Source organism: Microbulbifer variabilis ATCC 700307 (assembly GCF_000380565.1).
GTDB lineage: Bacteria > Pseudomonadota > Gammaproteobacteria > Pseudomonadales > Cellvibrionaceae > Microbulbifer > Microbulbifer variabilis.
Window position 1 is genome coordinate 649,847 of record NZ_AQYJ01000029.1, and the last position, 13,031, is coordinate 662,877.

Genomic DNA, 13,031 nt, shown 5'->3' on the forward strand with positions numbered 1-13,031 from the left:
AACTGGCGTGATTTCATTCATGTAGGCCTGCAAGCTCGTGGGAATACACCTAAAACTGCGTATGATGATTTCAATAGAACAGAAATGTGGTGTAACCGATTATTGATATGGCAATTTTTGCAGGCGAAGTATCTTTAGAAGAAGTACAGCAGCAAATTCTTACAGCATATCGAAGAGTTCGGGGGGAGACAGAGCGTCTTGCTGAGCCTTTGTCCGCTGAGGATATGCAGCTCCAATCCATGCCGGATGCCAGCCCTACAAAGTGGCATTTGGCCCATACCAGTTGGTTTTTTGAGACCTTTGTGCTTAATTCCCGCCTACCGGGATACAGGACTTTCGATCAACACTTTCATCATCTTTTTAACTCCTATTACAACAGCTTGGGAACACCATTCACGCGATCGCAGCGCGGCTTGATTTCCCGTCCGGATATTGATCGAGTTTACGCCTATCGCAAGTCTGTAGATACTGGAATTGAGAAGCTGTTAAAAGATTCCCCGTGCTCATCAAACTTGGCGTCACTCATAGCTCTGGGCCTCAATCATGAGCAGCAGCATCAGGAGCTTTTACTAACAGATATTAAGCACGCTCTGTCGCTGAACCCTTTGGCTCCTGCTTATAGTGATGGGATACCGGAAGAGGAATCTGCAACTGCTGAGCCACTGCGCTGGTTGGAGATTCCAGGTGGCTGCTATGGCATTGGTAGTGAGGGTGAGGACTTTTTCTTTGATAACGAGGGTCCTGCCCATCAGCAGCTTGTACAGGAATTTTCCATAGCATCCCGCCTGGTAACTAATGGAGAATACCTCGCATTTATTGAAGATGGTGGTTATCAGCAACATCGCTTGTGGTTGTCGGACGGCTGGGCTTTGGTTCAACAAAATCAGCACAGACATCCTTTGTATTGGAGGGAAACTGAGAACGGTTGGCAACAGTTTAGCTTACACGGATTACAGCCGTTGAATGAGGCAGAGCCTGTACATCATTTGTCGTTCTATGAGGCTGATGCTTTTGCCACATGGGCCGGTAAGCGCCTACCCACGGAATTTGAGTGGGAGGCTGCTGCTTGTCACTTGCGCCAGCTTGATCAACTGGCTACTGCCAATCTGCTGGAAAAACGCTTCCTCAAACCTCTGCCTGCCCGTCGAGGGCGAACCCAATTCCTGGGGGATCTATGGGAGTGGACTTCCAGCTCCTACCTGCCGTATCACGGTTTTAAGGCTCGTGAAGATGCTGTAGGTGAATATAACGGCAAGTTTATGTGTAATCAGAAAGTTCTTCGAGGCGGTTCATTTGCTACGCCATCGGATCATATCAGAATCAGCTATAGAAATTTCTTTTATCCACATCAAGCGTGGCAATTTACCGGGGTCCGTTTAGCAGGAGACTAAATGTGAAAGCAGCCTTATCGTCCGTTCCAGAAAAGCAGCAACAGGATAGCGAATTTCTCAGGGATGTTCTGGAGGGGTTGGGAGGAAAAAGAAAAACATTGCCCTGTAAGTATTTGTATGACGAAGTAGGCTCTCGCCTTTTCGAGGACATCTGTGAGGTTTCGGATTATTACCTGACCCGTACAGAGGCAAGTATATTTGCCACTAATCTTAAGGATATAGCCGATAAAATTGGACCTGAAGCGCTGCTAATCGAACCCGGTGCAGGTAATTGTGAAAAAATCGAAGCACTACTTGCTCAATTGGAATCCCCAAAAGGTTACTACCCGATTGATATATCCCCAGAGATACTTCTAAATGCTGAGCGTAGAATCAAGGCGAATCAACCCGAGATGCAAGTCTGGAGTGCGGTTGGTGATTTCACTCAGCCGGATGTATGGGACCAGTTAACCCAGCTTCCCTCTCGCAAGAAAGTCGTCTTCTTCCCTGGGTCAACAATTGGAAACTTCGAGCCGGATAAGGCTGAGCAGCTACTGGAACTATTTGCTGCGAACTTAGGAGCCGGTGATGGGTTGCTTATTGGTACTGATTTGGTCAAGGATTCGGTGAGGCTTGAGCGAGCCTACCATGACAGCGAACATGTTACCGAGAGGTTCAATAAAAACCTTCTAAATCGTATCAATACAGAGCTTGAGGCAGATTTTGACCTTTCCCTGTTTGCCCACCGTGCTTTCTACCACCAACTTCGCAAACGGGTTGAAATGCACTTAGTTAGCCTGAAGGATCACAGTGTATCAGTAGCTGGAACGCGTGTGGACTTTTCCGAGGGGGAAACAATACATACGGAAAATAGCCACAAGTATTCCATCAGTGATTTTAACCAGCTGCTTGCCAGGGGTGGATTCAGGCCAATCTGTCACTGGAAAGATGCTGCTGCATCTTATGCGATTCACTATGCCCAGGCCATTTAACGTTCTGGTAAAGGTTTTTTCATTATTTGTAGTAACAGCCCTCTTTGTCAGTGCTGCTATCGCTGAGCAGGACGATGATAAAATCATCGTCTATAAGCATCCGCTCTGCTTTTGCTGCAAAAAGTGGGTTAGCCATCTGAGAGAGAATCAATTGCAGGCATCATCTGTCTTCAAAGTAGATATGCAAGCAGTAAAAAAGCAATGGGGAGTACCCAAAGGTATGGAGGGGTGTCATACGGCTGTGTGGCAAGGGCGGTATGTATTCGAGGGGCATGTGCCCGCACAATTCATACAAAAGTTCCTGGCATCGCCCCCTAAAGATAGTGTTGGCCTGATGGTGCCGGGGATGCCGATAGGCAGCCCCGGTATGGAAGCCAAAGATAAATTTGAGCCTTACAACATCTACTTGTTGTTGCAAGATGGGGATTACCGGCTCTATGCGCGCATAGAGGACCCGAGAGCTATTCAGTTAATGGATAGTAAACCTGCAGAATAAATGTCTAGATGTTTTTCCTTGGTTGTTTAAAGCCTTTCCAGATATTTAATATAATTATTTTATTGCAGCTTACTTTATTTGGATGCGTACCATAGAATCCAAAAATAGCTAATCAGTACACTGGAAATGCTCACCGGCAGCATTAAGAAGAAGAACTGCCAAAAGTTAAATGCCTTGATGCCAAATTTCTCAGCCTGTTGCAGCACAATAACATTACTTGCGGCACTGATGATAAATAGATTGCCAGCTACAGTGGAAATTGCAGAAAGTATCATTAGTGTTTGGGTTTCATGTTTGTGCAATAAATTGAGGTATATCTCAACTACAGGTACATTGGAAAACAATTGGCTGGCAAAAAAGCTAACAAAAGCAACAGTTTCTGGTTCAGCCAGATTGATGCCGCTTTCTTTAAGGAAAAACTGTAGTGACCCTGATTTTAAAAGAGAGCCTGTAACCACAAACATCGAAATAAAGAAGAAGAGGGTGGGCCAGTCGACTTCGCGTAAGATTTGCCGTCTTTTCCTGCTGGTTATGTAAATAGGTAGGCATGCAGCCAATCCGACCTGGCCTATAGTAGGGTGGTAAATGCCTTCCACATTATGCAGTACACTTCCCAAAACAATAAATACTAATAGCAGCACAGCAGATAATAGAGCGGGCCACTTTTGAGTGATCTTATTCTCCTCCCGGTATTCCCTGCTTGCCTCATAGTTGGCGATATCACTGGTTCTAAGAAAGCGTTTAAGCCATAGCATAGAGGTTAGCAGGGTTATAGCTGCAGGGATCAATATCCATTGGGCAAAGACAATAAACATATTATCGAAATTACCCGCACCGGCAATCAATATATTTTGTGGATTTCCTACTGGCGAGATCATACTGCCAATCGTTACCGTAGCACATAGAATAATAAGCAGTGGAATCAAACTCCAGTTCATATTGCGTGCCAGCATAATTGCAATAGGAACACCGATCACTGCGGCTGCGTCGTTAGTGAGTATTGCTGCACATATCGCCATGGTGATGACATAAGCTGCTAGCACCATATTGGGACTCTGAAAAGACAGGATACGCTTGCTGATTTGGGTGGATATTCCGGTGTCGTACAAAGCGGAGGCAATTGAAAAAACTGAAAACAGGTAAAGAATAAGATCCCAATCTATGGCAAAAAAAGCTTCCCGTAGGGTGATTTGCCGCATCAATAGCAGTGCTACAGCGCCAAGGGTCATGATATGCCAAATGCGAATAATAGATGGAAGCCACTGACGTGCGGCAATCAATAGAAAAATGATTGCTGAGACAAAGAGGCTTATCGACATGAGTACGGGTCCGGGCTTAGCCCCTTATAGTTGCTACGCTGGAGTCGATGCTCGCCATTTCCGACAGTTCCAAAGCACCAGTCCAGGCGAAAGATTTATAAATAAGACTTAATTATGAGTTTAAACAAACCTTTTCTCTTTACGAATTTCTTCGCAGGAGATGTGGTTGCTGGTTATTTGCTTTCTGCCATATATTGGAAGGCTGGTGAAACAGGTATTGTCCTAGAGATAGGCGGGATTACCATTGTACTTCTACAAACACCTGCTGGTGCTTTTATTGATAGCACTCGTTTCAAGTATGGACTGATTGCTAGTTGCGGCATAATTATTACTGCTGTGTCAGTTTTAATTGTCATGTTGACCAGCCGTAAACCGATTCTTTACACGTCCCAGATTTTGATGGGAGTCGCGATAGCTTTTGTTGCGCGCTCAACTGTGGCGATTACTTTGGGGGTTTGCACAGAAAAGACATTTGCCCTGCAAACCAGGCGGCCAATCATGCTGGTAATATTTGCGCTGCTGCAACTGCAGCTGTATAGGCATCGCTGCTGGCGCAGCTATTTTTTTGTAATTTTTGCTCCAGAAACCATGCGGAAATCAGCTAAGTGCTAGTGGGTGAATGACAGCCTTAACCTCATAGATTGTCTCAATGGTAGCCGAGTCTTGACGCGCAACACCACTCCTCAAGCAGTCGTCGGTAGTTATATACTGAAAGTACCCGTATAACCTTTGTACGATACCCAAGGCGCTCAAGGCCTGATCTGATGTCGGAGGCGGTGAATTCCCGCCAGGGCCAGGGTTAGCCACTATGGATAGTGAGTTAAAAGTGTGTGGGGGATTCATTCCGCCAGTTGGACCTGATGTATGACTGAAAAGTTTACGCCTGCAACAGGCCTTGGGAACTGCCACCTTCAAACTGTATTTGGCCGCCTGCACCGGCCTTCCCCGTGGATTAATACCAGCCGTCGCTGGTATGAAACCCCTGATGGCGACTGCCTCGCTATGCACTATCCTCGTCCACTGGTGGATGATCCAGAACTTCCTTTGGTTCTGATACTCCACGGCTTGGAGGGGTCAGTAGCCTCTCCTTATGTGCAGGGGCTGATGCAATCTTTGTTGGAGCGGCACTACCAGGTAGCGGTAATGCACTTTCGCGGTTGTGGAGGTATTCCTAATCGATTGCCTCGAGCCTATCACAGTGGTGATAGTGAAGATCCTCGTTGGATGGTAGAGCAGCTGAGAGGGCAGTTGCCATCTACCCCGATTCTTGTGGTCGGTTATTCACTTGGTGGTAATGTGTTGCTGAAGATGCTGGGGGAGGACGGTATCTGCAGTCCGGTGATAGGTGCAGTAGCTGTATCTTCCCCAATGGATCTACATGCGTGTAGCCGCAGAATCAACACTGGCCTATCCAAGCTCTACCAGCGGCACTTGCTCAGTTGTCTGCGCCTCACTCTTAAGCAAAAGGCGGAAGACCCTGGTATGGCAGCTGCTTTACCCAATTTGGACGATGCTACTTACTTTGTAAACTTTCGCCGGTTTGACAATACATTTACCGCACCCCTACATGGCTTCCGTGATGTCGATGACTATTACACCCGAGCTTCCAGCAAACGGCTGCTCAAAGAAATCCGGGTGCCAACAATGATTATTAATGCTGTAGACGACCCATTTGTGTGTCCGACTGCAATCCCACAGCAGGGTGAAGTCAGTGCGATGGTCAATCTTGAAATCAGTGAGCACGGTGGGCATGTAGGGTTTGTCGGTGGGACACTATGGAATCCGAATTATTGGCTGGAGCAAAAAATTCCCGCCTTTTTGGACTCTGCCCTAGGGCGTGGCAGATCTGGCTAAGGTTGCCGGCCCCCTATTCATTTTTAGATGTTTAGGAATACCGGCCAAATTCGGATTAGCGAATTAAGTACCCCTAGCAGCATTGTCCCTTGTTTTCGTTGCTTTGCAGCGCACGAGTAGAAAATGGCATCTCACGGCCACAGCCGGGAAATAGGCCGAAATGTTGGGAAAAGTCGCCAATATACTCAAAGTGGGGTGCCATTCGCGTCTCTGCCAGCATTCTCCATGTATTTCCACAGACAGGGAAAACGCGGCCTTTCTCAATCACGTGATGCCCATCCAAGATAAATTCGTGTGGGCAACTTGGGATGGTGCCTTTGTATACAACTGCTTGGCCATAGTCTTCACAATCCTTTTCCAGCTGTGCCAGCTTGAACAGACGGTAGGTTGCGGAATAAAAGCGCACAGAACCACAGCGTGCGGAGAGGGTCGTATTTGTAACCTCCAGCGGGCGGCTTTCCATCAAGCGACTATCGCGAAATCCACTGCTTTGTGCCAGTTCCAGGAAGTCATTCCAGTAGAGGGCACCACCGAGACACTCTCCCACTAGCTCGGGATCGGTGCGCAGGGTGTCTGGTACACGGCGGTCTGCGTAGACGTCGGAAAAATAAAACTCCCCGCCATCCTTGAGTAGCCGGTGGAGGCCGCGCAGTACGGCTCCTTTATCAGTGGACAGGTTCACAACACAGTTCGACACAATCACATCAAAACTGCCGGGCTCCAGATTAAGGTTTTCTAACTGCTCAATGTAACCATGCAGGAAGGTGACGTTGTCATAGCCAAATTTCTCCGAGTGGTAACTCTGGTGTTCGCGGGCAATTTGTAGTTGCTCATCAGTCATATCGACACCGACTACTTCGCCGCTTGGTCCAACCAATTGAGATAGTAGGTAGACATCGCGGCCGGAACCGCAGCCCAGGTCCAGCACCCGGCATCCCTCCAGCAGGGGTGGGCACACAAGCCCACAACCGTAATAGCGCGATAGGACCTCCGGGTGAATATTGGCCAGTAAAGGCTTCAACCACTCCGGGACAGTGCTGGCATCGCAGCAGGCATCAGTCTTCAAGTCCGATGAGCTTTTCAGTTGACGTCCGTAGTAGTCCTGTACAATGTCGTGCATCGGATTTTTACCTTTCGCAGAGTTGTTTTCCTATATGGCATCAAAGCGCCTTCGCTGGGATCTTTTTACCTGTGTAAGAAGTCTGTAACAAGTGCAGGATTCGCGCGACCAAGTATTAGTAACTGGCAAATGGTTAAAGTTGCCTTTTGATGTCAGTGGGAGCTGGTTGTTAGATAATCTCTGCTTTTTGGTTAATATCCCCAGTTTCCGCGTTGACATTATGAGGGAACGTAATTGAGCGATTACCTTGTCCCGGGCGCCTCCACAGAAGAAGGTGCTGAAGACTCCCTGCAAAATTCACAGTTTCTTGTGGATTTGCGCCAGCAAATGCTTCGTTTTGCCAGTTTGCAGCTGCAGGATACCCAGCTAGCTGAAGATGCTGTACAGGAGGCCCTGATGGGGGCCCTGAAAAACTCTCGCAGTTTTAATGGCCGTTCAGCACTCAAGACCTGGGTTTTTGCCATCTTGAAAAACAAGATCGCCGATGTACTACGCCAGCGTCAGCGCTTTGTGGATGCAGACCAGCTTGTACACGGCGACAGGGAGGAACATGATCATGATGAGTTATTCGATCAGACAGGTCACTGGCAGAAGGATGAGCGCCCCAAGAAGTGGGCTGATCCCGAGTCGGCGATTCACGATAAGCATTTCTGGCGAATCTTTGAAGCCTGCCTTAATTACCTGCCATCCCGCCAGGCCCAGCTATTTATGATGCGCGAGTTCATAGAGCTGGAAAGCCACGAGATTTGTGCCGCTGCCGAAGTGTCGGTGAGCAACTTGAATGTGACATTGCACCGAGCGCGCCTGCGCTTGCGTGAATGTCTGGAAGATCACTGGTTTGGCGTGGAGGGGTGAGCTGATGAAATCGTGCCGGGAAGCTACACGCCTGATGTCCGAATCCCAGGAGCGAAACCTGAATTTACGCGAGCAGGCGAGCCTAAAATTACACTTGGCAATGTGTACGCCTTGCAGGAATTTTGGCAAGCAAATGCAAGTTCTTCGTCGTATTAGCAAATCTTATGCTGAAGGCGGGCCGGAGAAATCGGAAGATTAGCCCCACCATATATTTATGGTGGGGCCCTTCCAAACTACCTGACAATTGCCCGCCTTGGGGGGGGTACATGTCGGTAGGCAATATGACCAGCCACAAAATGGGGCTGATACCAGTAGGCCCCGCAGTGCTCATAGGTCACATTACCAATTGTCACCCTTACACAGCTGGGTGGTAATGTGTACAGCCAACCGCCTACTCCAACCGCAGTCACACCCCAATATGCCGGCCCTGGGTAGGGCCAGTGACGTGGCCGCCAGGGTGGAGGATAGGGCCGGTGATGAGGGTGTATCGGTCGTACTGGGTGAAATGGTGGATGATTGGGAAACCTGCGCTCAAATTCCCCGGCCCTGAAATCGCCGTGAAAACGACCTTCAGGCATTGGTCTAAAGGTATTGAAATGCCCACCTACATTAAAATGAGCCCCAGCCCCACCAAAGTGACCGCGCGCCTCTGCGGGGGTGCTGAGTACCGACATGAACAACCCGCCCGATAGGAGTAGCAGTGCCGCCAGCCTCGCAAAGTTAACACTGATCATTGTGCACCCTCCATTTGCTTATTTGGCTCCGCCTTCTTCAGTGGGATCTTCTTAAGTTTCTCCGTAGCTGGCTTGTACTTGCCTGTTGCCCCTGGCTTGGCCTCCATCCACTTTAAAGTGGCGAGGAAGCGGGGCTTGGATGGGTCCCGGGTATTCACTGTGGAGATACGCAGGGGTAGAGGCTGATCTCCAACCTTTATCCAGATTTCCCAGTCGAGGTTCTCCGACCGAAAAGCCCAGTGTTTGGTGCGCTGGCCATTTACCATAGGTGAGTTCACCAGAAATCCCTCTTTGATTCCGGCCCAGGCATCTGGCTTGCGTCCCCACTCAAGTAAATCGGCGAATGGTATTTCAATGCCGTAGTCCTTGGCTGCCTGGGTGAGCACCTCCGGTGTCGGTTGGGAGGCCTCTATTTCGGCAAAATAGCCATTACGAGGAGCCAGCATCGTGAACTTATTGTCGCTATGGAAGAATTGACGGGTTATTGAATCGGTGGTCAGGTCGACACGTAACTGATCGGGAGGTGTCGCCATATACATGACTTTACCGCCAATTAAGAGCTTCTGCTTATTATCCAGTACCACTTCAGTGAATATGCGGGCATTGAACATCAGCGTTTTCATACTTGCCAGGTATTTCCCCATTTGCTGCAAAGCCTCCATGGCCTTGGGGTCAATCGATTGGTTGGACTCGGCACTCTCCATTTGATTGGTTGGTGTCTGTGGCGAGTCTTTCTGACCTGGTGGCGGAGAGGGCTTGGGCACCGAGCCATTGGGTTCGGTTGTTTGGCTCTGGCTCTCTGCAGTTTCTGATGGCGGGGGGGGAGAGGGTTGGGCGGTTGCGGCAGGAACAGATATTACCAGCACTGCAAGGATCAGGGCACGAGTTAGGCCACCTAAAGGTTTCGGAGCGAGCATTTACCGGTACCTCTCAAGTCATACTCATGGCATTTAAATCAGTGTAGAGGACTTACCGGGTGGCGCAGAAAGGTGTGCTATGAGGCTGACAGGTGCAGGAGTAGCAGTGGCCTAATTTGAAAAAACGTACCAGTCAGTTTGATGGGCAGCTTTAATAAAGTGACCCATTAGGCATTTTATCCTTAAAAATGAATAGCTTGGGACGAGCCTATTTGAGCTATCCTGACTTGTTTGCTAGAGTCGAGCGTAAGATTATCCAGTTTCTTTATGTCCATGAATGTTGTTCGACTGTCTTTTTTGCTGATTGCACTGCTGGTCTTCCAGACCGCAGGTGCTTTCTATGACAGTCACGATGAACTCCAGGATATCGCCAGTCACCTGCCTCTTCATCATGATGTGGACCATGAAGAGGCCTCAGGGAAGATTCCATTTCCCAGTGCTCCAAGCAACCCCGCTCTTGATAGAGATACCCTGGTATCTCAAGCTGGGGAAGAGCCTGACCAATCTGCTCCGCTGCTGGATTTTTGTAATCACTGTTGCCACTGCCATGGGAGCTCTATCACCGGGCTACTTGGCCAGGCATTCCAATCAATTTTAACGGGCAGTATCACATACCGGGAGTTGGCAAGCGCCGCGGTTCCCAGTGGTTACTTCTCACCTTTACTACGCCCACCTATAACCCAAGTCTGACCTTTCTATTGCTGCGCGAGTAAAGAGAGTCGAAAGACCCAACTCGCGTGTACGAGATGTGACTTGGGAGATATCCATGGATTTGTTTCACACGCTCATTGCGAGTGTGGTTTGTCGCCGTGCCGCCTGGCCATTGGCGGTGGCGATATTGTGTTTACCTACGCAGTCAGTATTTGCGCAGAAGGGGGAGTTGCTGACACTACCAAATGCGGTTGGGCTTACGCTCGCGCAGAACCCAGAACTTGCAATTTTTCCATTACAAAAAAGAGGGCTGGACGGTGCCGGGCAGACCGCAGCCCTAAAACCGGAGATGGAGCTGGGTGTCGAGACTGAGTACAAGCACTTCAATAACGGTGACTCGGATAATGCTCCAGATCCGGAAGACGATGCTGATAATGAGTTTGAACTGACGGTAACTCTCTCTTCTGTTGTGGAGCTGGGGAATAAGCGGCAGGCTCGAATAGATGTTGTCAATGCGCAGCGGGACCTGCTCATCGCTGATGAGCAGGCGATGGCCTTAGATCTGCTGGCGGAAGTTATCCGCCGCTATGCCCAGGTATTGGCTGCTCAGGAACTGGTGGTCTTGGCGGAGGAGAAAGTCTCGCTTGCACGTGAGGCATTGAGTGCCGTTAGTGCGCGGGTCAGCGCTGCGGCCAGTCCTGTGTCAGAGCGAATGCGTGCGGAGTCCTCCCTGGAAAAAGCCATCCTCGCCGAACAGACCGATCAAAGTATGTTGGTGTATTACAAACATGCACTCTCGGCGCTATGGGGGCAGCCGGCCCAGAACTATTGGGTGGATTCCGCCGAGCTTTATCGCTTTGAGTCGGGTGCCAGTTTTGAAGTGTTGTATGAAAGAGCCCAGGAAAACCCTGCGATTGCGCGCTTTGCCTCTGAAGAGCGTTTGCAGGCTTCAAGGCTACGGTTGACCCAGGCTAATTCAAGGCCGGATGTTGGTTGGTATGCTGGCCTTCGTGTGAATCCGGCAGTGAACGAAACTGCTGTCCTGGCAGGCTTCAACGTTCCACTTTTAACAGCCAAGCGCAACCGCGGTGCCGAACTAGAGGCAGTGGCAGAGCTAGATCAAGTCATGCTGCGCCGTGAGGCTGCCCTGTTGCAGCTCTATCCTCAGCTTTTTCTTGCCGTGACCAGCCGTGAACAGGCTCTCGGCACTGTCTCCACATTGCAGGACTTTATTATTCCCAAACTTCGCCAGGCTTTGAATGAAGTGGATCGCGCTTACCGTCGCGGTAGGGATTCTTATGTAGACCTTATTTCCGCAAGAGAAGAATTGCTAAATGCCAAGCGTGCGCGAATTGAAGCAGCGCGATCTGTACTTCTTTTTGGCGCAGAGATCGAACAATTGACCGCCAGGCCCCTGGGGCCCATGGGCGCCGATAGCAGTAAATAATTTTGGATTGAGAAATGAGTAAATCAACTTATGTGATTCGGTTGGCAATACTATTCTTTTCCCTCATTTTTTCGGGGGTTTGGCTGGTATCCCAAAGCTATGCAAGCGGCAGTCATGGTGATAGCCATGGAGGACACGAAGAGCACGAAGAAGCAAAAGGCCCAAACGGAGGCCGATTATTAGAAAAGGGCGATCTCACAGTAGAGCTCCTGATTTACGAAAGCGGTGTTCATCCGGAATTCCGTGCTTGGGTTACCCGTAATGGTAACTCTCTGGAAAATGCCAGCCTTTCCGTTGAGCTGGAAAGGCTTGGCGGCCAAGTGGATCAAATCTCTTTTAGCTGGGACTCCAGCACAGCGTTCTATCGTGGTGAGGGTATGGTAAAAGAACCGCACTCTTTCGATGTTTTAGTTTCTGTTTTCCTCAATGGTGAGCGTACCGAGTGGAAATATGAATCCCATGAAGGCCGCGTACAGATCTCTGAGCAAATAGCAAAAAAGGCTGGTATTAAAACCGCAGTTGCTGGTCCAGGCTCTATTAAAGAAAGCGTCACCTTATATGGTAAAACTGCGATTGATCATCGTAGCCTAAGCCATGTGCGGGCCCGCTATCCGGGAACCGTAATTACCATAAAAAAAGCGCTTGGTGACTTGGTAGAGAAAGGGGAAGAACTCGCTACTATCGAATCCAATGATAGCTTACAAACTTATCCATTGGTTGCACCGATTAGTGGCCAGATTATCGACAAGCAGGCCAGCCGCGGTGAATTCAGTGGTGAGCGAGTGCTGTTTACCATAGCAAACTATGATCAACTGTGGGCCGAGCTCCAGGTGTTTCCCACTCGTCGCGGCCAGATTAGCCGTGGCCAGAAAGTTTCCATTACTGCTGGTGACCGCACTTTCGAGTCAACGATTACCAGTCTTGCTCCCGGTGGTAATGGCCAGCCCTTCGCGATTGCAAGGGCAGTGATTGAAAACTCAAATGATCTCTGGACAACAGATCTGATGGTGCAGGGGCAAGTTGTAACCAGTGAAAATCCTGTGCCTCTAGTGGTTGAAAACCAGGCCTTGCAGCCTTTGCGCAATTGGACAGTGGTATTTGTCAAAGTAGGGCAAGCCTACGAAGTTCGTCCGCTCAAGCTTGGACGTACGGATGGCAAGGTGACAGAGGTGCTGAGTGGCCTCAATGTGGGTGATCGCTATGTCACGGAGAACAGCTACCTGATTAAAGCGGATATCGAAAAATCCGGTGCTGCGCATAACCACTAATTGAGGCG

The 13,031-nt window shown here is 49.3% G+C and carries 14 protein-coding genes; 11 read left to right on the plus strand and 3 right to left on the minus strand.

Annotated features, from left to right (window positions below; genetic code table 11):
• Window positions 1-107 precede the first annotated feature (107 nt).
• From egtB to G367_RS24635, 3 genes are read left to right on the plus strand one after another with little or no spacing between them, the layout of a single operon-like run.
• The gene (egtB, locus tag G367_RS0121705; protein ID WP_020415276.1) at window positions 108-1,391 is read left to right on the plus strand and encodes an ergothioneine biosynthesis protein EgtB; all 1,284 of its coding nucleotides are present in this window, start codon (window positions 108-110) and stop codon (window positions 1,389-1,391) included.
• A 2-nt stretch (window positions 1,392-1,393) separates the two neighbouring features.
• Window positions 1,394-2,362, plus strand: coding sequence for an L-histidine N(alpha)-methyltransferase (gene egtD, locus G367_RS0121710; protein WP_020415277.1), 969 nt, complete (start codon window positions 1,394-1,396; stop codon window positions 2,360-2,362).
• Window positions 2,346-2,858 (plus strand): DUF411 domain-containing protein, encoded by a 513-nt coding sequence (locus tag G367_RS24635; protein ID WP_020415278.1) that lies wholly within the window; start codon window positions 2,346-2,348, stop codon window positions 2,856-2,858. The genes egtD and G367_RS24635 overlap by 17 nt, the downstream gene beginning before the upstream one ends.
• A 74-nt stretch (window positions 2,859-2,932) precedes the next feature.
• On the opposite strand, the gene G367_RS0121720 is transcribed toward G367_RS24635, so the two are convergent.
• Window positions 2,933-4,177, minus strand: a complete 1,245-nt coding sequence (locus tag G367_RS0121720) for an SLC13 family permease (RefSeq protein ID WP_020415279.1) — start codon at window positions 4,175-4,177, stop codon at window positions 2,933-2,935.
• A 114-nt stretch (window positions 4,178-4,291) separates the two neighbouring features.
• On the opposite strand from G367_RS0121720, the gene G367_RS0121725 reads away from it, so the two are divergent.
• Together G367_RS0121725 and G367_RS0121730 are read left to right on the plus strand one after the other, a co-directional pair.
• Window positions 4,292-4,789 (plus strand): hypothetical protein, encoded by a 498-nt coding sequence (locus G367_RS0121725; protein ID WP_026305318.1) that lies wholly within the window; start codon window positions 4,292-4,294, stop codon window positions 4,787-4,789.
• 252 nt (window positions 4,790-5,041) lie between these two features.
• Window positions 5,042-6,031: a hydrolase gene (locus G367_RS0121730; RefSeq protein WP_020415280.1), complete on the plus strand. Its 990-nt coding sequence runs from the start codon at window positions 5,042-5,044 to the stop codon at window positions 6,029-6,031.
• Window positions 6,032-6,104: 73 nt separating this feature from the next.
• On the opposite strand, the gene G367_RS0121735 is transcribed toward G367_RS0121730, so the two are convergent.
• Window positions 6,105-7,151, minus strand: coding sequence for a methyltransferase domain-containing protein (locus G367_RS0121735; RefSeq protein WP_020415281.1), 1,047 nt, complete (start codon window positions 7,149-7,151; stop codon window positions 6,105-6,107).
• Window positions 7,152-7,385: 234 nt separating this feature from the next.
• On the opposite strand from G367_RS0121735, the gene G367_RS0121740 reads away from it, so the two are divergent.
• The 3 genes from G367_RS0121740 to G367_RS26310 all read left to right on the plus strand — a co-directional run bounded on the left by G367_RS0121740 (window position 7,386) and on the right by G367_RS26310 (window position 8,556).
• The gene (locus G367_RS0121740) at window positions 7,386-8,006 is read left to right on the plus strand and encodes an RNA polymerase factor sigma-70 (RefSeq protein WP_020415282.1); all 621 of its coding nucleotides are present in this window, start codon (window positions 7,386-7,388) and stop codon (window positions 8,004-8,006) included.
• Window positions 8,007-8,010: 4 nt separating this feature from the next.
• Window positions 8,011-8,205: a zf-HC2 domain-containing protein gene (locus G367_RS0121745; RefSeq protein ID WP_020415283.1), complete on the plus strand. Its 195-nt coding sequence runs from the start codon at window positions 8,011-8,013 to the stop codon at window positions 8,203-8,205.
• A 174-nt stretch (window positions 8,206-8,379) separates the two neighbouring features.
• Complete coding sequence (locus tag G367_RS26310) at window positions 8,380-8,556, plus strand: hypothetical protein (protein WP_020415284.1); 177 nt, start codon at window positions 8,380-8,382, stop codon at window positions 8,554-8,556.
• A 180-nt stretch (window positions 8,557-8,736) separates the two neighbouring features.
• On the opposite strand, the gene G367_RS24640 is transcribed toward G367_RS26310, so the two are convergent.
• On the minus strand, window positions 8,737-9,657 hold the full coding sequence (locus tag G367_RS24640; protein WP_020415285.1) for a DUF2092 domain-containing protein: 921 nt from the start codon (window positions 9,655-9,657) through the stop codon (window positions 8,737-8,739).
• A gap of 267 nt (window positions 9,658-9,924) precedes the next feature.
• Between G367_RS24640 and G367_RS0121760 the strand changes: the two genes are divergently transcribed.
• The 3 genes from G367_RS0121760 to G367_RS0121770 all read left to right on the plus strand — a co-directional run bounded on the left by G367_RS0121760 (window position 9,925) and on the right by G367_RS0121770 (window position 13,023).
• Window positions 9,925-10,347 (plus strand): hypothetical protein, encoded by a 423-nt coding sequence (locus G367_RS0121760; RefSeq protein ID WP_157533717.1) that lies wholly within the window; start codon window positions 9,925-9,927, stop codon window positions 10,345-10,347.
• A 76-nt stretch (window positions 10,348-10,423) separates the two neighbouring features.
• Window positions 10,424-11,755 (plus strand): TolC family protein, encoded by a 1,332-nt coding sequence (locus G367_RS0121765; protein ID WP_020415287.1) that lies wholly within the window; start codon window positions 10,424-10,426, stop codon window positions 11,753-11,755.
• 14 nt (window positions 11,756-11,769) lie between these two features.
• Entirely contained in the window at window positions 11,770-13,023 is a 1,254-nt protein-coding gene (locus G367_RS0121770; RefSeq protein WP_020415288.1) for an efflux RND transporter periplasmic adaptor subunit, read from the plus strand.
• Window positions 13,024-13,031: the final 8 nt, after the last annotated feature.